Source organism: Arthrobacter sp. TJ-217 (genome assembly GCF_058269255.1).
In genome coordinates this window covers 1-22,366 of the sequence record NZ_JBZCNJ010000006.1, presented here as the reverse complement: position 1 = coordinate 22,366, position 22,366 = coordinate 1, and the positions used below count along the sequence as shown (strand labels likewise).

At 67.5% G+C, this 22,366-nt stretch carries 20 protein-coding genes and 1 rRNA gene; 6 read left to right on the top strand and 15 right to left on the bottom strand.

Annotated elements, in window-relative coordinates:
• Positions 1 to 16 precede the first annotated feature (16 nt).
• The 4 genes from scpB to AC4D2R_RS11865 all read right to left on the bottom strand — a co-directional run bounded on the left by scpB (position 17) and on the right by AC4D2R_RS11865 (position 4,264).
• On the bottom strand, positions 17 to 688 hold the full coding sequence (scpB, locus tag AC4D2R_RS11880; protein ID WP_490940168.1) for an SMC-Scp complex subunit ScpB: 672 nt from the start codon (positions 686 to 688) through the stop codon (positions 17 to 19).
• Entirely contained in the window at positions 681 to 1,682 is a 1,002-nt protein-coding gene (locus tag AC4D2R_RS11875) for a segregation and condensation protein A (protein ID WP_490940167.1), read from the bottom strand. Before AC4D2R_RS11875 ends, scpB begins: the two co-directional genes overlap by 8 nt.
• A 12-nt stretch (positions 1,683 to 1,694) precedes the next feature.
• Positions 1,695 to 2,582 carry a ParA family protein gene (locus AC4D2R_RS11870; RefSeq protein WP_490940166.1) on the bottom strand — a complete coding sequence of 296 codons (888 nt, stop codon included), beginning with the start codon at positions 2,580 to 2,582 and terminating at the stop codon, positions 1,695 to 1,697.
• Positions 2,583 to 2,854: 272 nt separating this feature from the next.
• Complete coding sequence (locus tag AC4D2R_RS11865; RefSeq protein WP_490940335.1) at positions 2,855 to 4,264, bottom strand: cation:dicarboxylate symporter family transporter; 1,410 nt, start codon at positions 4,262 to 4,264, stop codon at positions 2,855 to 2,857.
• 215 nt (positions 4,265 to 4,479) lie between these two features.
• Between AC4D2R_RS11865 and AC4D2R_RS11860 the strand changes: the two genes are divergently transcribed.
• The 6 genes from AC4D2R_RS11860 to AC4D2R_RS11835 all read left to right on the top strand — a co-directional run bounded on the left by AC4D2R_RS11860 (position 4,480) and on the right by AC4D2R_RS11835 (position 11,257).
• On the top strand, positions 4,480 to 6,117 hold the full coding sequence (locus AC4D2R_RS11860) for a sensor histidine kinase (RefSeq protein ID WP_490940165.1): 1,638 nt from the start codon (positions 4,480 to 4,482) through the stop codon (positions 6,115 to 6,117).
• Positions 6,117 to 6,845, top strand: coding sequence for a response regulator (locus AC4D2R_RS11855; protein ID WP_490940333.1), 729 nt, complete (start codon positions 6,117 to 6,119; stop codon positions 6,843 to 6,845). The genes AC4D2R_RS11860 and AC4D2R_RS11855 overlap by 1 nt, the downstream gene beginning before the upstream one ends.
• 124 nt (positions 6,846 to 6,969) lie before the next feature.
• The gene (locus AC4D2R_RS11850) at positions 6,970 to 7,644 is read left to right on the top strand and encodes a GntR family transcriptional regulator (RefSeq protein ID WP_490940332.1); all 675 of its coding nucleotides are present in this window, start codon (positions 6,970 to 6,972) and stop codon (positions 7,642 to 7,644) included.
• Positions 7,637 to 9,157: an MmgE/PrpD family protein gene (locus AC4D2R_RS11845; protein WP_490940164.1), complete on the top strand. Its 1,521-nt coding sequence runs from the start codon at positions 7,637 to 7,639 to the stop codon at positions 9,155 to 9,157. The genes AC4D2R_RS11850 and AC4D2R_RS11845 overlap by 8 nt, the downstream gene beginning before the upstream one ends.
• 13 nt (positions 9,158 to 9,170) lie before the next feature.
• The gene (prpB, locus tag AC4D2R_RS11840) at positions 9,171 to 10,076 is read left to right on the top strand and encodes a methylisocitrate lyase (protein WP_490940163.1); all 906 of its coding nucleotides are present in this window, start codon (positions 9,171 to 9,173) and stop codon (positions 10,074 to 10,076) included.
• Between the two features lie 41 nt (positions 10,077 to 10,117).
• Entirely contained in the window at positions 10,118 to 11,257 is a 1,140-nt protein-coding gene (locus AC4D2R_RS11835; protein ID WP_490940162.1) for a bifunctional 2-methylcitrate synthase/citrate synthase, read from the top strand.
• Here the strand turns inward: AC4D2R_RS11835 and AC4D2R_RS11830 are convergent.
• The 11 genes from AC4D2R_RS11830 to rrf form a co-directional block, all read right to left on the bottom strand.
• On the bottom strand, positions 11,224 to 11,790 hold the full coding sequence (locus AC4D2R_RS11830) for an 8-oxo-dGTP diphosphatase (protein WP_490940161.1): 567 nt from the start codon (positions 11,788 to 11,790) through the stop codon (positions 11,224 to 11,226). The genes AC4D2R_RS11835 and AC4D2R_RS11830 overlap by 34 nt on opposite strands.
• A complete protein-coding gene (gene xerD, locus AC4D2R_RS11825; protein WP_490940331.1) occupies positions 11,783 to 12,700 on the bottom strand; it encodes a site-specific tyrosine recombinase XerD in 918 nt (305 codons plus the stop codon). The genes AC4D2R_RS11830 and xerD overlap by 8 nt, the downstream gene beginning before the upstream one ends.
• Positions 12,701 to 12,762: 62 nt before the next feature.
• Positions 12,763 to 13,446 carry an NUDIX domain-containing protein gene (locus AC4D2R_RS11820; protein WP_490940160.1) on the bottom strand — a complete coding sequence of 228 codons (684 nt, stop codon included), beginning with the start codon at positions 13,444 to 13,446 and terminating at the stop codon, positions 12,763 to 12,765.
• A 2-nt stretch (positions 13,447 to 13,448) separates the two neighbouring features.
• On the bottom strand, positions 13,449 to 15,152 hold the full coding sequence (pyrG, locus tag AC4D2R_RS11815) for a CTP synthase (RefSeq protein ID WP_490903680.1): 1,704 nt from the start codon (positions 15,150 to 15,152) through the stop codon (positions 13,449 to 13,451).
• Positions 15,149 to 16,885 carry a DNA repair protein RecN gene (recN, locus tag AC4D2R_RS11810; protein WP_490940159.1) on the bottom strand — a complete coding sequence of 579 codons (1,737 nt, stop codon included), beginning with the start codon at positions 16,883 to 16,885 and terminating at the stop codon, positions 15,149 to 15,151. The genes pyrG and recN overlap by 4 nt, the downstream gene beginning before the upstream one ends.
• Entirely contained in the window at positions 16,882 to 17,808 is a 927-nt protein-coding gene (locus AC4D2R_RS11805; RefSeq protein WP_490903682.1) for an NAD kinase, read from the bottom strand. The genes recN and AC4D2R_RS11805 overlap by 4 nt, the downstream gene beginning before the upstream one ends.
• 9 nt (positions 17,809 to 17,817) lie before the next feature.
• Positions 17,818 to 18,651, bottom strand: coding sequence for a TlyA family RNA methyltransferase (locus AC4D2R_RS11800; protein ID WP_490940158.1), 834 nt, complete (start codon positions 18,649 to 18,651; stop codon positions 17,818 to 17,820).
• A gap of 6 nt (positions 18,652 to 18,657) precedes the next feature.
• Positions 18,658 to 18,858 carry a hypothetical protein gene (locus AC4D2R_RS11795; protein ID WP_490940157.1) on the bottom strand — a complete coding sequence of 67 codons (201 nt, stop codon included), beginning with the start codon at positions 18,856 to 18,858 and terminating at the stop codon, positions 18,658 to 18,660.
• Between the two features lie 58 nt (positions 18,859 to 18,916).
• The gene (locus AC4D2R_RS11790) at positions 18,917 to 19,900 is read right to left on the bottom strand and encodes an HAD-IIA family hydrolase (protein ID WP_490940156.1); all 984 of its coding nucleotides are present in this window, start codon (positions 19,898 to 19,900) and stop codon (positions 18,917 to 18,919) included.
• Entirely contained in the window at positions 19,893 to 21,752 is a 1,860-nt protein-coding gene (locus AC4D2R_RS11785; RefSeq protein WP_490940155.1) for a hypothetical protein, read from the bottom strand. Before AC4D2R_RS11785 ends, AC4D2R_RS11790 begins: the two co-directional genes overlap by 8 nt.
• A gap of 192 nt (positions 21,753 to 21,944) precedes the next feature.
• A 5S ribosomal RNA gene (gene rrf, locus AC4D2R_RS11780) occupies positions 21,945 to 22,061 on the bottom strand.
• Between the last annotated feature and the right edge of the window lie 305 nt (positions 22,062 to 22,366).

Sequence of the window (22,366 nt, the reverse complement as noted above, 5' to 3'; positions counted from 1 at the left end):
CTTTTGGTAAACGTGCTCAGTACGTTGTGTCTTCATAGTCCCCAAGGTTTTCGAGGCCGGGCAGGTGGGGCGAAAGCCGCGGCAGCTCGGCGACGCTGCCAAGTCCCAATCTTTCCAGAAAATAGGGGGTCGTCCCATACAGGACCGCCCCGGTTTCCGGATCCGTTTCCACCTCGGCCACCAGCTCGCGTTGAACCAGCGTGCGGACCACTGAATCGACATTCACCCCGCGGATTGCGGAAACCCTGGAACGGGATACGGGCTGGCGGTACGCAATCACCGCCAGTGTCTCAAGTGCGGCCGAGGAGAGCCGGGCCGTCTGGCCTTCCAGAACAAATTCTGCGACCACCGGAGCGAACCAGTTTCGGGAGAAAATACGCCATCCGCCGGCAACATTGCGTAGTTCGAAACCACGGGGTTGCCGATCGTCGATGCTCTGCGGGCCTTGACCAGTATAGCCGTCGTACTCGCGCTGGAGTTCCACCAGCAGCCGGTGCACCGTTTCCGGCGGCACCGAGAGCGCTGCGGCGAGTTCGTTTTCAGCAACGGGCTTCTCGACCACCATCAGGATCGCCTCGAGGGCGCCGCGGAGCCCGCCAGGCTGGTCGGCGGCCTGGTAGCCCTCCCCGTCCTGCGGAGCTTCCGGCCCGCCCGGGTCTGGAGAGGCGTGCGGGGTGGGGTCAGTCATCCGGGCCTCCTGCCCCTGTCATGCTGAATTCGGCGTTTGCGTCGGCTGCCGCGAAGGGCAGGTCTTCGGCCGGCGCGGCGGCACCGGCATCCGCTGCATCAGAGTCGAGGCCGTCGTAATCAGCGCGGATGTTCTCCGCCGACCACCGGGTGTCGCCCGCGGACCAGCGCACCCGGAGTTCGCCGAGCGGCGCCGCCTGCTCGAACGAGATCACCGCGTCACGGAACATTTCGAGCAGGGCAAGGAACCGCACTACGACAACGAGGGTGGAGGATGCGTCGTCAGTGAGTTCGCGGAAGGACAGCGAGACGGACTCCCGCAGCCGGGCTTCGATGAGGGCGGCCTGCTCCTTGACGCTCACGGCCGTACCGTGAAGGTGTCCGATCCCCACCTCCGTTGTGGCAGGCTCGCGGGGCTGGAGGGCTTTCGCCGCGATTGCCGTGAATTCGGCAAGGGAGGTGCGCCAGATGAGTTCCGGGAGCATCGCGGCGAACTGGGGTTCAAGCGGGGCGGAGCGGGGGTACCGTTGCGCCTCTTCCTCGAGGCGGGCGCCGAGTTGGTGCGAGATCTCCTTGAATGCCTTGTATTGGAGCAGCCGGGCGAACAGCAGGTCCCGGGCTTCGAGAAGGGCGACGTCTTCAGCGTCCTCCACCTCGCCCGAGGGCAGCAGGCGGGCGGCCTTGAGGTCAAGGAGGGTTGCTGCGACGACGAGGAACTCGCTCGCCTCATCGAGCGCCCACCGGCCCCGCTCCGCCTGGAGTCGGCGGATGTGCGAGATGAATTCGTCGGTGACTTCGGCGAGGGCGATTTCGGTGATGTCCAGTTCCCGCTTGGAGATCAGTCCAAGAAGGAGGTCGAAAGGTCCCGAAAAATTGGCTAGGTGCAGCTCAAAGACCGCCTTCGCGGGAGGCACCGCCGGTCCCGCCGCGTCGAGGACCTGCGGGCCGGGCACCGCCGGGAATGAAGGAGACATTCCGTCAGCTGCGCGATCCATGCTTCGGCATCCTTAGGGCGCGCCGCCCCTGGCGATCAGTTCCTTGGCCAGGCGGCGGTAGGCGTCGGCCCCCGCGTGGTTGCCTGCATAGGTGGTGATCGGCTCCGCCGCGACCGTCGCGTCGGCGAACTTGATGGTGCGCTTGATGACCGTTTCGAACACCTTCTCGCCGAACGCCTCGACGAGCCGGGCGATCACCTCGCGGCTGTGCAGGGTGCGGGCGTCGTACATCGTGGCGAGCACGCCGTCCACCTGCAGCCGCGGGTTGAGCCGGTCCTGGACCTTCTCGATGGTTTCGACGAGGAGCGCCACGGCGCGCAGGGCGAAGAACTCGCAGATCAGCGGAATGATCACACCGTGCGCGGCGGTGAGGGCGTTGACCGTGAGCAGCCCGAGGGATGGCTGGCAGTCGATGAGGATCACGTCATAGTCGTCGGAAACCTTGCGCAGGGCACGGTCGAGAACCTGCTCGCGGGCCACCTCATTGACCAGTTGGACTTCCGCGGCGGAGAGGTCGATATTGGCGGGCAGCAGGTCCACGTTGTCGAAGGCCGTGGTGTGGATGGCTTCCCGGATATCGACCTTGCGGTCCATGAGCACGTTGTAGACGGTGACGTCGAGCTCGTGGGGGTTGGTGCCGAGCCCCGCGGAGAGCGCGCCCTGCGGATCGAAATCAACGAGCAGCACCCGCCGGCCCGCCTCGGCAAGGGCCGCACCAAGATTGATCGTGGACGTGGTTTTACCCACCCCGCCCTTTTGGTTGACCATCGCAATGATTCGGGCCGGGCCGTGGGAGTCGAGTACGGGAGGCTCGGGGAACTCCGTCACAGGCCGCCCGGTTGGCCCAATTTCAGCTTCGGCTGCGTTCTGCAGAGTTGTGGAACCCTGTTCGCTACTCACGTATCTCTCCACGCTTCCGTTTGTATCTTTGAAGGTTGTTCGATGCTCTTCCCCGTCTCAACGTTACAGTGGGGCCCGGCATCGTCCATGGAGGCAGGCTGGGCACATGCCGCGAGCCTTGACGTTCAACCTGAGGTCGAACCCTGCTCCCGGGTGTGGATCCCGCGCAGGATCCGGTTGCTGCAGCCACCCGCGCACGGCAAAGGGCCCACCCCCCGAACGGGGCGGGCCCTCACGTCTGGCCGGACTTTTGACCGGATGGTTGGCCGGAACTACCGCCCGACGCGCGCGGCGGGATCGCCCTCGGTGGCCTGCGCCGTCACGGCTTCGACGCCGTCTTCGACGTCGTCGTCTTCGAAGTGGCCGTGGCCGGCGTTCATTGTCGCCTCATCGAACGGCAGGTGCTTGTCGAGCACCTCGTCGACCCGGGCACGGTCGATTTCCCGCGTCCAGGTGCCGATCAGCACTGTTGCAACGGCGTTGCCGGTGAAGTTGGTTAGCGCCCGCGCCTCCGACATGAACCGGTCGATTCCCACGATCAGTCCAACGCCCTCGACAAGGTCGGGCCGGTGGGACTGGAGGCCGCCGGCCAGCGTTGCAAGGCCCGCTCCGGTGACGCCTGCAGCACCCTTGGAGGCGATGATCATGAAGATCAGCAGGGAGATTTGCTCGCCGAGCGCAAGGGGCTTGCCGAGGGCCTCGGCAACGAACAGCGCCGCCATGGTGAGATAGATCGCCGTGCCGTCCAGGTTGAAGGAGTAGCCGGTCGGCACGGTGACTCCGACCACCGGCTTGGAGATGCCAAGGTGTTCCATCTTGGCGATGAGGCGGGGAAGGGCTGCCTCCGATGACGAGGTGGAGAAGATCAGCAGGTACTCCCGTCCGAGGTACCTCATGAGCTTGAAGATGTTGACTCCCGTGGCGAGCTTCAGCAGGCCGCCGAGAATGACGACGATGAACAGGATGCAGGTGATGTAGAAGGCAATCATCAGGGTGAACATGCTGATGATCGCCTGGACACCGGTCTCGCCGACCACAGCCGCGATGGCGCCGAACGCACCGATCGGGGCAAGCCACATGATCATGATCAGGATGCGGAACACGAGCGCCTGGATGTGTCCGATGCCGCGCAGCACCGGCTTGCCGGCCCGGCCCATCTTCTGCAGCGCAAACCCCACCAGCAGTGCCACGAAGAGGGTCTGCAGGATGCTTTCGCCGGTGAGTGATGCAAGGAGCGTGGGGGGAATGATGCCCAACAGGAAGCCGACGGTTCCCTCCGACTCCTCGCCTCCGGCCGGCGGTTCGTAGGTGCTGTTGGAAATGTCGAGGCCCTCACCGGGGTCGATCAGGTTGCCCACCACAAGGCCGATGGCAAGGGCGAAGGTTGACATCAGCAGGAAGTAGCCGAGGGCGAGGCCTCCGACCTTGCCGACGGTGGCGGCCTTGGCGATCGAACCGATACCGAGCACGATCGTGCAGAAGATGATGGGGGCGATCATCATCTTGATCAGGGCAATAAATCCCGTGCCAAGGGGTTTGAGGCTCTGCGCGAACTCGGGTGCCGCGAGGCCGAGGATCGCGCCAAGGATCACCGCGGCGATCACCGCGATGTAGAGGAAATGGGTCTTGTCGACCGTCTTGCGGGGTGCTGCCTGCTCGTCGCTTGATCGGGGTGGCGCCATAGCCATGATCTGCTCCTGGGTCGGGTCCGACACAGCGGGCACCCGGTGGTCCCTCAACATCGATGGGACCGAAGGCCGGGCGGCCGGGCGGCCGGGCGTGCAATTCTGACTGCTCCATCGTCAGCCCGGTCGTGACCGGCGTCACCATTCCGGTCATAATGGTCGTGGCAGCGAAGCTAGACTGGACGGATGCCCGAAAGGACCCTGGTCACTGCGTGAAACAATGGAGTCTCGCCCGGCAGTTCTTCGTAGGCCAACTGGTCTTCGTCCTTGCGCTGACCGCCTGCCTGTCCTTGATCCTTTACGTTGACGCGGAACGGAACACCTACGAGGCCTCGGGGCAGCGGATGCTCGCCGTCGCCACGACTCTCGCAAACGATCCCGCCGTGCTCGAAGCCGTAACGGCGGCCAACCCCGAGCGGACCCTCCAGCCGTACGCCGCCTCGGTAATGGACGAACTGCGCATTGACTTCATCACGATCATGGGGCGGGACCGCACCCGTTACACGCACCGCAACCCGGAGCAGATCGGCAAGGCCTACATCGGATCGGTGAACGAGGCACTGGCCGGGCGAACGCACATCGAAACATTCACCGGAACCCTCGGTCCGTCGGTACGGGCGATCGCACCGGTGCAGGACGCCAGCGGCGCGGTGGTCGCCATGGTCGCCGCGGGCATGACGGTGGACAGGGTCGCGGTGGCGCGGAACGCCCAGCTGCCCCTGGTGTTCCTCATCGCCCTCGGATCGCTGGTGTTCGGAACCCTCGCCTCCTGGGGCCTGAGCCGGCGGCTTCGCAAGGCCACCCTCGGCCTGGGCACCGAAGCGCTGTCGAGGATGTTCGTCTTCTACGACTCCGTGCTCCACTCGGTCCGCGAGGGGCTCCTGCTGACAGACCCGGGCGGTCACCTCGTGCTCTACAACGACGAGGCCGCCCGCCTGCTCCACCTTCCGTACCGGGCTCCTTCGCAGCCCGTGCAGGCGGCCGACCTCGCCCTCTCCGCATCACTGCGCGAACTGCTCGGAAGCGGCCGCCAGGCAATCGACGAAGTGCATGTGACCGAAAGCAGGGTACTTGTCGTGAACCAGGAACCGGCGCTTCCTCCCCGCAGCGGGAACGCTCCAGCGGCGCGTTCCCTCGGCACCGTCACCACGCTGCGGGACCACACAGACATCGAAGCGCTGACGGGTGAGCTCCAGACGATGCGCACCCTCACCGACGCCCTGCGGGCGCAGACCCATGAGCACGCCAACCGGCTTCACACAATCGTGTCCCTCATCGAACTGGATCGGCGAGCCGAGGCCCTTGAGTTCGCGACGCGGGACCTGCAACAGTCCCAGCAGCTCACCGACAAGGTGGTGGGAGCGGTGGACGAGCCTTTTCTTGCCGCGCTCCTCGTCGGCAAGGCTGCCCAGGCGAACGAGCGCGGCATCGAACTGGACATCGCGGTGGAGGACGGCGTGGATTTCACCGGTGTTGATCCAGGAGACCTCATCACCATCATCGGCAATCTCCTCGACAATGCCCTTGATGCCGCGGCGGCCTCGGAGCGGCGCAGGGTGTCACTCGCGCTCGAAGGCACGGCCGGTGGTAATCCCGGGGTGCGCATCGTGGTCCGTGACAGCGGCCGGGGAGTCTCCGAGACCGACCGGAGCCGGATCTTCGAACTGGGATTCAGCACCAAGGATCCGGGTGTGAACGGCCGGGGAATCGGGCTCGCCCTGGTGCGCCAGGCGGTGCTGCGCCGGCACGGAACACTCGACGTCGTCAACGACGGCGGGGCGCGCTTCGACGTCTTCCTGCCCGCCGCGGGCCGCGTTGACGCTGCCGAACCGAAGGGGGCACTGCCGTGATGCCCGCCATCCGCGTGCTCGTTGTTGAAGACGACCCCATCGCCGCCGACGCCCACGCCGAATACATCCGGCGGCTTGAGGGGTTTGACCTTGCAGGCGTTGCGCGGTCCGGGGCCGAGGCAATGGCACTCCTCTCCCCCGGTGCCGCGGGCGCCCGGACAGGGACCGGGCCGGACGCGGCCCGGCGTGAAGGGATCGACCTGATCCTGCTCGACATGAACCTCCCCGATGCCCATGGCCTGGATCTGCTGCGGCGGGTGCGCGGGTTGGGTCTTCCCACCGACGTAATCGCAATAACGGCGGTGCGCGACCTGCAGGTCGTGAAATCGGCGATCTCCTCGGGGATCGTCCAGTACCTCATCAAGCCGTTCACCTTCTCGGCGTTCAGCGACAAGCTCACGGCCTACCGCGGCTTCCGGCAGAACCTCACCGACCAGGCGGCATCCACCACGCAGGCGGAGGTCGACTCGGCCTATGCGGCCCTGCGGCCCCCGCAGTCCCCCAACCTTCCCAAGGGCCTTTCGGAAGGGACCCTGCAGGCGGTGAGTGCCCTGCTGAAGTCACTGCAGGCGCCCATTTCGTCAACCGAGGTCGCCGAACGCCTCGCCCTGTCCCGGGTGACGGCGCGGCGCTACCTGGAGTTCCTCGCGGAACACCGGTCGGTCGAGCGCACGCCGCGGTACGGGACCCGCGGGCGGCCCGAACACGAGTACAGCTGGGCACGCTGAACCCAAGTGTATACAGGCAGGCCAGCCGGTGGCCCATAAATGGGGCTAGACTGACGATACGGGCCCTCACTGTATACACGGGGGTAAAGTGGAGCTCCACTACCGGACGATCGGGAGGCGCGGCATGCGGGCAAGCGACAGGGCCTACGCATCGCTGCGCCAGGACATCCTCGAGGGCCGCCTGACTCCAGGAACAGTGCTCGCCGAGGTGGACCAGGCCGAGCGCCTTGGCATCTCGCGCACCCCCCTGCGCGAAGCGTTGGCGCGGCTGACGGCCGAGGGCCTTACCGCCCCGCACCAGGGCCGCGGCGTCGTTGTCACCGGTGTCCCGGTGGAACGGCTCACCGAGCTGTTCGACGTACGGCTCCCCCTCGAATGCGCTGCCGCCCGGCTCGCCGCCCAGCGCGGGGATCCTTCGGTCTTCGCGGCTCTCGCTGACAGCTTCGACAGTGCCGATTCCCTGATCGACGCCGGAGGCGACGCCCAGCGCGCCTACTACGAGCTGGTGGCCCGGCTTGACGCGGCGGTCGACGACGCCGTGGGCAATGACTACCTGCTCGCCGCGCAGCGCCAGCTTCGAACACATCTCGTCCGTGTCCGTCGCCTTGCCCGCGACAATGCCGCCCGGCTCCGCGCCTCGGCAGCCGAGCACGCACAGATTGCCCGGGCGGTGAGCCTGGGGAACGCCGACCTCGCCTCCGCGGCAACGGCCGTGCACCTGCACAACAGCCTCCACCACATGCTGGCCACAACGGCCCACAGCACAACCGACCCCCGAGAGGAACTCCGCAATGGTTGAGTACCACAAAGTCCGAGTCCACCGCAGCGAGGAAAACCTGCCGGCGCGCGAGCAGCTCGCGTGGCGTATCGCCGAGGTGGCAACCGATCCGGTCGAGGTGGAGCCGGAGGTCTCGGAAATGATCGTCAACCGCATCATCGACAACGCCTCGGTCGCGCTCGCCTCCCTCCTCCGGGCTCCCGTCGTCGCCGCCCGCGCCCAGGCTGGAAGCCACCCGGCATCCCGCAACGGCAACGGCGCTGCGGTCTTCGGCATCGACGCGCCAGCCTCCCCGGAATGGGCCGCTTGGGCCAATGGGGTGGCCGTGCGTGAACTCGATTATCACGACACGTTCCTGGCCGCCGACTACTCCCACCCCGGCGACAACATTCCGCCGCTCCTCGCCGTCGCCCAGCACACCGGCGCCTCCGGGCACGACCTCCTGCGCGCGGTCGCCACCGGCTACGAAATCCAGGTCGACCTCGTCAAGGCCATCAGCCTCCACCGGCACAAGATCGACCATGTTGCCCATCTGGGCCCTTCCGCGGCGGCGGGGCTCGGCACCCTGCTGCACCTCGACGCCGAAACGATCTTCCACGCCGTCGGGCAGGCCCTGCACACCACCACCGCCACCCGGCAGTCGCGCAAGGGCGAGATCTCGACCTGGAAAGCCTACGCGCCGGCCTTCGCTGGCAAGATGGCGATCGAGGCGGTGGACCGGGCAATGCGCGGGCAGACTTCACCGGCCCCGATCTACGAAGGTGAAGACGGCGTCATAGCGTGGCTCCTCGACGGGCCGGAGGCCCGCTACGAGGTTCCCTTGCCGGCCGCCGGGGAGCCCAAACGAGCCATCCTCGACACCTACACCAAGGAACACTCGGCGGAGTACCAGGCCCAGGCCCTGATCGACCTCGCCCGCCGGCTGCACCACTCCCACCCCGAAACCACGGATCCCCGGAACGTCAGCCGGATCCTGATCTCCACGTCGCACCACACCCACAACGTGATCGGATCGGGCGCGAACGACCCGCAGAAGTATGATCCCAGCGCCTCGCGCGAAACCCTCGACCACTCGATCCCCTACATTTTCGCCGTAGCGCTGCAGGACGGCTCCTGGCACCACGAGGCTTCCTACGCTCCGCAGCGCGCCTCCCGCCCCGACACCGTCGACCTGTGGCGGAAGGTCGAGACGACGGAAGACCCCGAATGGACCCGGCGCTACCACTCGCTCGACATCCGCGAAAAGGCTTTCGGGGGCCGGGTCGACATCACGCTCGCCGACGGCCGGGTGGTCAGTGACGAGATCGCCGTCGCCGACGCCCACCCGCTCGGTGCCCGGCCCTTCGGCCGGGAGCAGTACGTGGCGAAGCTGCGCACCCTTGCGGCAGGGGTGGTCGAGGACTCCGAGCTCGACCGGTTCCTCGGTGCCGTCCAGCGGCTTGAGGAGCTTCCCGCCGGCTCCCTTGGCGACCTGAACCTCCGCGCCCGCGGCGGCCTGATCGAGGGCGTTCCGGCTCCCCTGGGTCTCTTCTAGGAAAGGCAGATCCATGCTCTACGCAACAACGACTCCGGCCGAGAAGCGCGAAGCGTTCCGCGAGGCCCTGGCCTCGGGAAGGCTCCTGCAGCTGCCCGGCGCCTTCAACCCGCTTTCGGCACGCCTCATCGAAGACAAGGGGTTCGACGGCGTATACATCTCCGGTGCGGTGCTCGCCAACGACCTCGGGCTTCCCGACATCGGGTTGACCACCCTGACCGAGGTGGCGCAGCGGGCGGAACAGATCGCGCGCATGACGGACCTCCCCGCGATCGTCGACGTCGACACCGGCTTCGGCGAGCCGATGAACGTGGCACGCACCGTCCAGGAACTTGAGAATGCAGGCCTGGCCGGATGCCACATCGAGGACCAGTTCAACCCGAAGCGCTGCGGCCACCTCGACGGCAAGAACGTCGTCGACCTCGACACCGCGGCGAAACGGATCCGGGCCGCCGCCGACGCCCGGCGCGACCCGAACTTCCTCATCATGGCGCGCACCGATATCCGCGGGACCGACTCGCTCGAAGCCGCCAAGGAACGCGCGCAGGCGCTTGTGGAGGCGGGCGCCGACGCCATCTTCCCCGAAGCGATGCGCGACCTCGCCGAGTTCCGTGCCATCCGGGACGCCGTCGACGTGCCGATCCTCGCCAACATGACCGAATTCGGCAAGAGCGAGCTGTTCACCACGGCGCAGCTCGAGGACGCCGGGGTGAACATCGTTATCTACCCTGTCACCCTGCTGCGCAGCGCCATGGGCGCCGCCGAGCGTACCCTTGACTCAATCCGGGCCCACGGCACCCAGCAGCACGCCGTGCCCGAGATGCAGACCCGTGCCCGCCTTTACGAACTGGTGGACTACGAGGGGTACAACCGCTTTGATTCATCTGTGTTCAATTTCCACGTGCCCGACGGCCGATAGCCGCAGGTTCCGCCGCTCTGTCCTCCACGAAGGAGTCCGCATTGACAGAAGTACAGATTTCCAAGGGCCTTGCAGGAGTAACGGTCGACTACACCGCCGTCTCCAAGGTCAATCCCGAATCCAATTCGCTCCTGTACCGGGGGTATCCGGTACAGGAGCTGGCGGCGAAGTGCTCTTTCGAGGAGGTCGCCTACCTCCTGTGGCACGGTGAGCTGCCGGACGCCGCCCAGCTGTCGCAGTTCACGGCCGTCGAACGCGGCAGCCGCGCGCTGAGCGACACCGTTCGGGCCGTCATCGACCTCCTGCCGGTCACCGCGCATCCGATGGACGTGGGCCGGACGGCGGTCTCCGCCATCGGCGCCGGGCATCCCCGCGCCGCCGACAACTCGCGGGATGCGAACCTCGAGAAGGCGGCGGAACTCTTTGCCGCCTTCCCCGCCGTCGTCGCGTACGACCAGCGCCGCCGGCGTGGCCAGGAGCTGGTCGAGCCTCGGGAGGATCTCGGATACGCGGCGAACTTCCTGTGGATGACCTTCGGCGAGGAAGCCCCTCCCGAAGTCGTCAGCGCGTTCAACGTGTCGATGGTGCTGTACGCCGAGCACTCCTTCAACGCCTCCACGTTCGCCGCGCGGGTCATCACCTCCACCCTCTCGGACCTCCACTCGGCTGTCACCGGCGCGATCGGCGCCCTCAAAGGTCCGCTGCACGGCGGAGCAAACGAGGCCGTGATGCACACGTTCGAGGAGATCGGCATCCGCGAGGACGAATCCGAGGCGGACGCCGCGGCCCGCGCCAAGGCGTGGATGGAGGACGCGCTCGCCCAGAAAAAGAAGGTGATGGGCTTCGGCCACCGCGTGTACAAGAACGGCGATTCGCGGGTTCCCACGATGAAGGCCGCGCTCGATTCCATGATCGCCTACTACGGCCGCGATGAGATACTCGGGCTCTACTCCGGGCTTGAAAAGGCGATGCAGGAGGCCAAGAACATCAAGCCGAACCTCGACTACCCGGCCGGTCCCACGTACCACCTCATGGGGTTCGACACCGAGATGTTCACGCCCCTTTTCATTGCCGCCCGGATCACGGGGTGGACGGCGCACATCATGGAGCAGCTCGAATCGAATTCGCTGATCCGGCCGCTCAGCGCCTACAACGGACCCGAGGAACGCCACGTGCCCTGAGGCCGGGGTTCGGGCGGAAGCGCCGGCTCGACGACCGCCGCGGCCACGCCCTCGCTGCCGCCATCGAGCGTGATGGCGGCAGTGAACGGGGACCTCGCCAGCACCCGGGGAAGCCAGTGGGCAGCGTCGTCCCACATCCCTTTCCAGGGCAGGGCGTCTTCGGGGAACCACTCCGGGTCCACCTCGTCGCTTGGCGCGGCGGCGCCGGAGAAGGTGTCGGCCGTGAAGACGGTTGCGCGCATGTTCCACTCCGGGTTCGAAGGGAAGTCCCAGCTGACCTCGCCCAGCAGGGTGAGGCTGCTCTCCTCCACGAGGATCCCCGATTCCTCCATCACTTCCCGGGCCGCTGCCTGGGCCGGGCTCTCGCCGGGCTCAAGCTTGCCGCCGAGGGCGACAATCCGCCCAGTGCCGAAGCCGCGCTTCTTGAGCCCGAGGAGCACTTCGGCCCGCCCCGAGGAGGTCCGGAACAGGAAGCACAGGGCCACCGGGCGGAAGAACCGGGCGGGGGCAGCGGGCGTGCGCCCGTCAGCCAAGGGCGCGGGGATGGGCCGCGGCATAGACTTCGCGCAGCGTATCGGCTGTCACGAGCGTGTAAACCTGGGTTGTTGTCACCGACGCATGGCCAAGCAGTTCCTGAACAACGCGCACGTCGGCTCCGCCCTCAAGGAGATGGGTGGCGAAGGAGTGCCTCAGCGTGTGGGGCGAGACGTCGCGGGTGACCGACGCCCGCTCGGCGGCGATCTTCAGGATCGTCCAAGCGCTCTGGCGGCTCAGCCGTCCGCCGCGCCGGTTGAGGAACAGCGCGGGGTTGCCGCGGCCGTTTCCCGCAAGCGACGGCCTTCCCCGCACCAGGTAGGAGTCGACGGCCTTGGCGGCGTAGGAGCCCAGCGGGACGAGGCGCTCCTTCGAGCCCTTTCCGAAAAGGCGCACTACGGCGGGCCCGCTGAGGGCCTCGTCGACGGACACGTCGTCGACGTCGAGTCCGACGGCCTCGCTGATGCGGGCGCCGGTGGAGTAGAGGAATTCAAGCAGGGCCCGGTCGCGCTGTCCGGCCGGCGTCGAGGTGTCAACAGCTTCGAGGATGCGCACAACTTCGTCGACGGAGATGGCCTTGGGCAACCGCTGCCCCGCCAGCGGTGGGTGGACGTCGCGGGCCGGGTCAGCCGCGCTCATCCCCTCCAGGGCCCAGAAACGGTGAAGCCCGCGGACGGCGACGATGGTCCGGGCAGCCGAGCGCGGGCTCAGCGGAGCCCTCCCGTCGGCCCCCGTTGAGACGGCTTGGGCGAAAGCCGTTACATCCGAACGGGCGATCCGCCCGACCTCAACGACACCGCGTGCGATCAGGAAGCGGTGGTACCGGAGGAGGTCCCGGCGGTAGGCGGCGAGCGTGTTTGCCGAGAGGCCCCGCTCCACCGCGATGTGCTGCAGGTACTCGCTGATCATCCGGCCGGGCGCGGTGGCCAGCAGCTCATCTCCCGCGGTCTTCTCCGCTGATGCCGGCACGCTCAGTCCCGCAGGACGGCGCCGCCGGGCCAGGTGCCGTGCTGGCTGGGGTGCTCGGGCCAGGACGCGGAGGGCGGGCGGAGCCGCGCATAGCCGTCCGCCCGTGCGGCGTGGGCGGCGAGAACGGCCGCAGCGGCCGACGGGCTGTGCACCCGGCCTTCAAGCACCGCTGCCACGGCGTCGTCGAGGTTGACCCACAGCAGCTCGATCTCGGCTTCCTCGTGCAGGCGGGTGTGAAGTTCGGCTTCGGGGACCTCGCCGATGTCGCGGGCAAGGTAGATCCTCAGCGCCTCGCTTGAGGATCCCGGAGAGAGGAACAGATCGATGAGCACGTTCCAGCGCGCCGCGGTGAGGTCCGCCTCCTCGGCGAGCTCGCGGGCTGCCGCGGCGAGGAAATCCTCCCCCGGCTCGTCGAGCAGGCCGGCGGGGATCTCCCACAGGAGCATCCGCGCAGGGTGGCGGTACTGCCGGATGAACAGAACCTGGTCGTGTTCGTTCATTGCCAGCACGGCGACGGCGCCCGGGTGGTCGATGTACTCGCGCGTGATCTGGTCGGCGTCGGCGCTCAGGCTGAACGTGTCGCTGACGACGTCCCAGATGTACCCGGGATAGACCACTCGTGAGCTGTGGAGCCTGCGCGGGCTCTTTTCATCGGCGAAGCCGTTTTCCCCGGGCACCTCGGCCATGACTAGGCCTTGGCTCCGCGGCGGTCGAGCGCCGCCTTCACCAGGCCTGCGAACAGCGGGTGCGGGCGGGTGGGACGCGAGCTCAGCTCCGGGTGCGCCTGCGTCGAAACGTAGTACGGGTGGACATCGCGGGGAAGTTCAGCGAACTCCACGAGCCGTCCGTCCGGGGAGGTCCCTGAGAACACCAGACCGGCCTCGGCGATCTGGTCGCGGTATTCGTTGTTCACCTCGTAGCGGTGGCGGTGGCGCTCGTTGACGGTCGTCTTGCCGTAGGTGGCAGCGACAACCGAGTCCTCGTCGAGGCGCGCCTCCCACAGGCCGAGGCGCATCGTGCCGCCCATGTCGCCCTCGCCTGCGACGATCTCAAGCTGCTCGGCCATTGTGGCGATGACCGGGTATTTGGTGTCCGGCTCGAACTCGCTTGATGACGCGTTCTCCAAGCCCACCACGTTCCGGGCGTATTCGATCACCATGCACTGGAGGCCCAGGCATAGGCCCAGGGTGGGAATCTTGTTTTCTCGGGCGAAGAGCAGCGCGCCGAGTTTCCCTTCGAGGCCGCGGATGCCGAAGCCTCCGGGCACGCAGATCGCGTCGACGCCGGCGAGGGCCTTCGCGGCGCCCTCCGGGGTGTCGCACTCGTCGGAGGGTACCCAGCGGATGTTGACCTTTGCCTTATTGGCGAACCCGCCTGCGCGGAGCGCCTCGGTGACCGAGAGGTAGGCGTCGGGCAGGTCGATGTACTTGCCGACCAGCGCAACTTCCACGTGGTGCTTGGGGTTGTGGACGGCGTCGAGGAGCTTGTTCCACTTGGTCCAGTTGACGTCCTTGAACTTCAGGTCGAGCGACTGCACGATGTACGCGTCGAGGCCCTGATGGTGCAGCGTCTTGGGGATGTCGTAGATGCTTGGAGCATCGGCGGCGTTCACGACGGCGTCGATGTCGACGTCGCACATGCGCCCGATCTTCTCGCGCATGGCCAGCGGCACTTCCCGGTCGGACCGGATGACAATCGCGTCGGGCTGGATGCCGATCGAGCGCAGCATCGCCACGGAGTGCTGGGTGGGCTTGGTCTTGAGTTCCTGGGACGGGCCGATGTACGGCACGAGCGACACGTGGAGGAAGAAGACGTTGTTGCGGCCGATGTCCTGGCGCACCTGGCGTGCGGATTCGAGGAAGGGCTGGGACTCGATGTCGCCAACGGTTCCACCGATTTCGGTAATGATCACATCCGGAACCCGCTTCGAGGCGACGGGCTCCGCGGGAAGGCGCATGCGGCGCTTGATCTCGTCGGTGATGTGCGGAATGACCTGGACGGTGTCGCCGAGGTACTCGCCGCGGCGCTCCTTGGCGATGACGCTTGAATAAACCTGCCCGGTCGTCACGTTCGCCGAGCCGTCGAGGTTCTCGTCGAGGAACCGCTCGTAATGGCCGATGTCGAGGTCGGTTTCGGCACCGTCCTCGGTAACGAATACCTCACCGTGCTGGAAAGGATTCATTGTGCCGGGATCGACATTGAGGTAGGGATCAAGCTTCTGCATGGTGACCGAGAGTCCCCGCGCCCTGAGCAGGTGACCGAGGCTCGAAGCCGTCAGTCCCTTGCCGAGGGAGGAGGCCACGCCACCAGTCACGAAGATGTGCTTGGTCGTCTTTGCGGACTTAAGGAACCGGGAATTTGTTTGCTGCACCACGGAGTTCGAGCCTATCACTTGGTAGCGGTCCGCGCCGCATCCGCGAGCAGCTCTTCGGCATGCGCCCGGGCGGACGCGGAGTCCTCCTGCCCGGCGAGCATGCGGGCGAGCTCGCGGACACGTTCGGCTTCTGGTAGCACAAGGACATCGCTCGCGGTGAAGCCGCTCGCGTCGTCCCCGTCAATGGTCCCCGTAACGTTCTTCTGGACGCGTATATGACGCGCCGCGAAGGCGGCGACCTGGGGCAGGTGGGTCACGACGATGACCTGGACGTGCTCGGCGAGCATGGCGAGGCGCCGGCCGATTTCCACGGCCGCCTTCCCACCCACTCCCGCATCGACCTCGTCGAAGATGAAGGTAGGAACCGGGTCGACGGCGGCAAGCACCACCTCGATGGCGAGCATGACGCGGGATAGTTCGCCGCCCGAGGCTCCCTTGCCGAGCGGCCGCGGGGCGGAACCGGGGTGGGGCTGGAGGAGGAACGTGATGTCGTCGCCCCCATGCGCGCTCAGCGACTCAGCGGGGGTCACGTCGATCCGCAGGCGCGCATCGGGCATGGCCAGGGCGCTGAGCTCGTCGCTGACCCGCCCGGCGAGCTCCTGTGCCGCTTCGCGGCGCAGTTCGGAAACGGTTGCGGCCGCGGCATGGACTGCTTCGTCGAGCTGCTGGATTTCCGTTTCGAGTTCGTCGAGGCGGGTTGAATCGCCTGCCAGTTCGTCGAGGCGGCGGGCGCTCTCCTCGCGCCAGGCAAGCACTTCGTCGATGCTCGGGGCGTATTTGCGCACGAGAACCGCGAGTTCCGCGCGGCGCGACTCGACCTCAGCCAGCCGGCCGGGGCCTTCCCCCTCCAGGGCTGCGCCGTAACCGGCGAGTTCGGCCGAGATGTCGGCAAGCAGGTAGCCGACTTCGGCGAGCCGTTCCGCCAGGGTTTCAAGGGCAGGATCGTGCTCGGCGACCGCTTCCAACTGGCGCTTGGCTTCGTCAACAAGGGAGACGGCGTCGGCTGCGGCGCCGAAATCCTCCGAAACGATCGCGGCGTGCGCCTGAAGCGCTGCGGTGCGCAGCTCTTCGACGTTCCCGAGCCGCATTGAGTCGGCCTTGAGCGCGGCATCCTCCCCCGGCTGCGGGTCGACCTCGTCGATTTCCGTAAGGGCCGCCTCGAGCGTTTCGGCTTCCCTCACCCGCTCCCGGGCCTCGCTCTGCAGGCGGCTGCGTTCGGCGACGGCGTCACGCCAGGCCCTAAAGGTGCGTTCGTAGGCGCTCAGTTCCGCTGCAAGCTTCGCGCCGCCGAACTTGTCGAGCGCTCCGCGCTGGGCGGCGGCGCTCCGAAGGCGCAGTTGGTCCGACTGCCCATGGACCACAACGAGGTTCTCTCCCAGTTCGGCAAGCACGCCTACCGGAGCGGCCCTGCCGCCCACGTAGGCGCGGCTGCGGCCCTCGCTCGTGACGGTGCGGGCGAGGATGAGTTCCGCGGCGCCGTCGTACTCCTCAAGGTCGGCGCCGGCCTCGGCAGCCCGCACCGCTGCGGGGCTGGACGGGGCAAGCCGGACGCGTGCCTCCGCGGAGGCGGATTTCGCTCCGAGGCGCACCGCCCCGGCGTCGGACCGCGCCCCGAGGAGAAGACCGAGGGCGGTGATGACCATTGTCTTTCCGGCGCCCGTCTCACCCGTGACGACGGTCAGGCCGGGTCCGAGGGTCAGTGTCGCCTCGGTGATGACGCCGAGGTCCCGGATCCGCATCTCCTCGATCATCGTGCAACACCGCCGGGATGGGTGACTGGTCCGCGCCAGCCCGTGATGGGCAGCTCGAACTTGCGCACAAGCCGTTCCGAGAAAGGCGTCTGGTGGGTGCGGGCCAGCCGCACCGGCCGGTCGGAGCGCTGCACCTCCACCCTCGATCCCGGCGGAAGGTCGACGCTGCGCCGCCCGTCGCACCACAGGACACCCCATGCGTCGGTGCGTGTCAGCACCTCGACGGCGAGCACCGACGTCGGCGCGACAACGAGCGGCTTGGCGAACAGGGCATGCGCACTGATCGGTGCCATGAGAAGGGCTTCGACTTCAGGCCAGACCACCGGTCCGCCGGCGGAGAAGGCGTACGCGGTGGAGCCGGTGGGCGTCGCAAGGACCACGCCGTCGCAACCGAAGGAGCTCACGGGCCGCCCGTCGACCTCCATCACCACCTCGATCATGCGTTCGCGGTTGGCTTTCTCGATGGCAGCCTCGTTCAGCGCCCATCCGGTGGCGACAAGGGAGTCCCCGGCCCACACGGCGACTTCGATGGTCATACGCTCCTCGACGGTGTAATCCCTCTCGGCCACCCACCGCACCGCCTCGTCGAGATCGGCCCTTTCGCTTTCGGCGAGGAAACCTACATGCCCGAGGTTCACGCCCAGCAGCGGCACTTCAGCCTCACGCACAAGCTCGGCTCCGCGCAGGATGGTTCCATCCCCGCCCAGGACCATGACGAGCTCGACCTGGTTGAGGAAGACATCGCGTTCGAGGATCTCGGTCGGTGCGGTGAGCTCCCCGTATTCGGCGCGGATATCGGCCAGCTCCTCGGGGCGCATCACCGGGGTCAGGCCCAGTGCATGCAGCCGGGTGCAGGCCTGCTGGGCGGCCGCCATTGCGTCGTGCCGGCCGGTATGCGCCAGCACCAGGATTCGTCTAGTCATTCAACTCCGTCATATTCGTATGGCCGGATCTCCGGCAAACACGGCGCTCGATTCAAGCACGGAGCCCGCCAGGTGATTCGAGTCCTCTTCGATCCTAGGCACCAACGGCGTCTCGGGCACCCTTATCCACACGAAGTACTCAAGATTTCCGTCCTGGCCCGGCAGTTGGCTCAGGGCGAGCCCGCGGACCTCGAGCCCGAAGGCGAAGGCCGCAGCGACAACACCATGAACGCCCCGACGCCGGTGTGCCGCCGATTTCACAACGCCCTGGCCGTTGAGCCCGGCGCGGCCCACCTCGAACTGGGGCTTGATCATCAGCACCATGTCACCGCCGGGGCGTGTCGCCTTGGCAAGCGGCAGCATCACCAGCCGCAGGGAGATGAAGGACAGATCCGCCACGGTCAGGTCAGCGCGCCCGCCGATGTCCCCGGCGTCAAGGTAGCGGACGTTGACACCCTCGAAGACCTGCACGCGGGGATCATTCCGAAGCGACTCGACGAGCTGGCCGTGCCCGACGTCGACGGCGGCAACCTCACGGGCACCTGCGCGCAGCAGGACGTCGGTGAAACCTCCGGTTGAAGCCCCGGCGTCGAGGCAGCGCCTTCCGGCGACGGCCACCGAGGGAAAAGCGGCAAATGCGCCGTCGAGCTTACTGCCCGCCCTGCTCACGAAATTCTTTCCATCGCCAACAACGGCCAGGTCCTGGTCCTCGGTGACAGACACCGAGGCCTTCGTAACAGTTTCGCCGTCGCGCAGCACCGAACCGGCAACGATCAACTGGGCAGCGTGCGACCTCGACCGCGCCAGTCCCCTGGCCACAAGCTCCTGATCAACCCTTGCCATGGCGGTTCATGCCTTGTCCAGCTCAGCCAGGAGCGCATCGTGGATCGCCGAGTACAACCCCGGATGCTCCTCCACGGGGGCGGCCGGGATCCCCGCAAGCCCTTCCAGCGCCCCATCGACCGCGGGATCACCGGACCCGGGCTCCGCACTGGGCCAGCGCGCCGCGTCCGGCACCTGCACCCCCTGGGCTGCGTGCTCTTCGATCACTACCGTCGGCCTCCCTGCGGCACAAGTTGTGGTTCCTCGAACATATCCCGGGCCGGGCCTAGGTGGTGAACCGGACCTCGGGATGCAGTGGGGTTTCGGTGTCGGGATGGGCGGCCCACCACGCCGCACAGGCCGCGCGCCAGGCATCGAGGCTTTCCTCTGCTCCCCTGACTACGACTGCGCCTGCCTCCACCCACGCCGAAGCCGACCCGCTTGAGTGAACGCCGGCCTCGGCAGTCACCGCTGGGTACTGCTCGTACATTGCCCCGAGATGGGGCAGGAGGTAGTCAGGCCGCTCGGGCGACGCGGCGGCAAGGGCCGTCCGCACGGTATCGACTCCGGTGAGCACCAGGGCCGTGTCCATGCCTGCCCGATTGCCGCCGAGGATGTCCGTATCGAGCCGGTCCCCCACCACCAGCGGCGCGGAAGCTTCGACGTGCCGCGCCGCGGTGAGAAAAAGCTGCGCCTCGGGTTTCCCCGCGACCTCCGGCTTCCGGCCGGTCGCCGCGGCCACCGCCGCCACGAGGGTGCCGTTGCCGGGGGCAATCCCACGGGCCTGCGGAATCGACAGGTCGGTGTTCGTGGCAACCCACACCGCACCGGCGGTCACCGCGTATGCAGCCTCCGCCAGGTCTTTCCAGCCCAGGTCCGGGGAGAACCCCTGGATGACTGCGTCCGGCTGGTCATCGGCCGAGGCGACAGGAACGAGCCCCACGCCGCGCACCGCGTCGGCAAGGGTGCTGCTGCCGGTCACAAGGACCTTGGCTCCGGGGGGAACGAGTCCGGCGAGCAGTTCAGCCCCCGCCAGGGCCGAACCGAAAACCTGAGCGGGGGTCGCCGGAGCGCCGAGGCTGCGCAGGTGCTCGGCGACGTCGTCCGCGGACCGGGAGGCGTTGTTGGTGATGTAGGCAAACTGCACCCCGGCATCTTCGAGCCCCTCGAGTGCCTCAACGGCACCCTCGATGGCGTGGGCGCCCGCGTAAACAACGCCGTCGAGATCCGCGAGGACCGCGTCGTAGGCGTCGATCAGACGATCACCCACCGACAGTGTCCTCGGCGGTGGCCTTCGCGGGGTCCTCGCCCGCGACCTTCACGGAGTCCTCGGCAGGTGCCGGCGTAGAGTCGTCCGGGTCAGAGTCCGGCTGAGAGGCTGTGGGGGCCGCTGCGGATACGTCGGTTGGCGCGTCAGCGGGGTCAGCGGGGTCAGCATCCGCGGATTCTGCCTCACCGGAGGTCTCCGCCGGCGTCAGCGCTTCGGCATCTGCCACAGCTGATTCTGCGGCTGGTTCTGGTTCTGCGCCTGGTTCTGGTTCTGCGACCGCTGCGGCGCCGCTGGCTCCGGCCGGCTCGGCGGGGGAACCGCTCTCCGGCGCGACTGCCCGGCCCAGGACCTCGGCGACGCTGGGAACGGGGACCGTGGGCTCCTCATCATCATCGAGGAGGTCGACGATGTCAGGTTCGGCTGAGTCATCGAGCCCCAAGGCACTTTCGGCGACCCGGGCCTGCTTCCGCCACCGCTCCGACTCACCCGTGCGGCCGGCTGCATCGAGCGCATCGGCGTAGGCGCGGAAGAGCCGCGGGCTGAAGGAGAACGCACGGTGGATGTCCAGTTGCGGGATCTCCAGTGCTGCCACGGCTGCATCGAATTGGCCGAGGTCCGACCTTGCGCCCGAAAGGACCATGGCCAGTTCTGCCTTGCCTGCTGCATCGAGGCTCTGGGCTTCCTCTGAGCGGCCAAGGTCGAGGGCCCGGTCCGGGCGTCCGAGCCCACGTTCACAGTCCGCCATCACGGGCAGGTGAACGTTGGAGCCGCTGATCCGGCGGAAGGTGCGGAACTCCCGCAGTGCCTCTCCGTAATGGCCCGCGGCATACGCGGTAAGGCCAACTGCCTCACGGACAGCTGCAAGCCGGCCGCCGCGCCTGCTTGCCGCGAGGGCGTGCTGGAATGCGAGCTCGGGATCGTCGTCGATCAACCGTCCGGCCATGACGAGATGGCGGGCAACCCAGAGCGCGCTGCGCTCTTCAAGGTTACGGACCTGGGCGCGCGTGACGCGATCGAGCTCGTCGCCCTTCACATCCTCGTCAATTTCGGGGGACCGCTCGCGGTCGGGGCGGTTGGCGCTGCGCAGGTCGCGGGCATTGTGAGTCCGCGGCGACGCCGTGTGCTCGGCGCCTGTGCCGTCACCGGAGCCGTATCCCGACCTCCGGTTCGTATCGGGGCGGCGCTCCGCGGGCCTGCCTGACCGGCGGTCCTCGCCGCCGCGGCGGTCATCGGGCCGGCCGCCGGCTGGTGCTCCCCCGCGGCCGGCTCCGGCCGAGTAGGGACGGTCTCCGGCACGCCCGGCAGCGGATCCGCCACGTGAGGCAGCACCCCTCAGTTGGGCGCCCCGGGAGTCGCCGCCGCTGCGACGGTCGCCCTCGCGGGGGCCAGCACCACGACGGTCACCCTCTCGGGGACCAGCACCACGCCGATCGTCGGACCGCTCCCAAGATGGGCCGGTTCCACTGCGTTCCCCGGAGCGCGCGTCACGGGAACCATCATTGCCGAAGCGGGACCCGGATCCGCGTTTCCCGCGGTCGGTTGCGCCTCCGGCAGCGCTGTCGCGGTTTCGCCCGGCGAAGCGGTTTGCCGACCCCGCGGCCGATCCCGCTGAACTGCCCCGCAGCGGCTTGCCGCCGCGGGTATCTCCGCGTTCCTCGCGGTCACCGCCATGTTCCTGGGATTCGCGGGCGGGGTCCCCCTCCGCAGCAGCCGGCCGGGAAGCTGCGCCCTTGGAACCCCACGAGTGGCGCTGGCCCGCTTCGCGCTTGACGCCCCCGCTGGAATCCGAGACTCCCCCGTCAGCGGACGTATCGTCCTGGCTGCCCTCATGCTTGCGATCCTGTGCGGCCATGTTGGCGGGTTCCTCTCGTTTCCAGCAACCGCGTGCCGCGGGTGCTGTCCTCTATTGTTCTATGGAATATCCGTTTCACCGCAATCACCTGTCGGCCGCCGGTGTTGCCGGGCCGGTGGGTGGGTGGGGGTGGTTGGGGGGTTAAGCAGGTGAAGCCCTGACGTTTCCGTCAGGGCTTCACTTGTAATGGTTGTCCGGCGGTGTCCTACTCTCCCACACTCTCTCGGGTGCAGTACCATCGGCGCTGTGGGTCTTAGCTTCCGGGTTCGGAATGGGACCGGGCGTTTCCCCCACGCTATGACCGCCGTAACCCTGTGTACCGTTCCCCCTGGTCCGGGTGTGCCGGGGTGTGGGGGTGGTAAGTCTGGGGGTCCGTCGTTCGTGCTGGACGTGACTGTATTGTGTTGTGGTTCTCCCCTGGTGGGGGGTGGTTCCTGTTGTTGGTTGGGAACCGCATAGTGGACGCGTGGCATGTGATCTTCACCGTGCCCCTGGTGCCTGGTTGCCCGGGCGGGGGTGGTGTGTGGTGTAAGTTATCGGCTTATTAGTACCGGTCAGCTTCACAGGTCTTTGGTCCCTGCTTCCACATCCGGCCTATCAACCCAGTGGTCTGG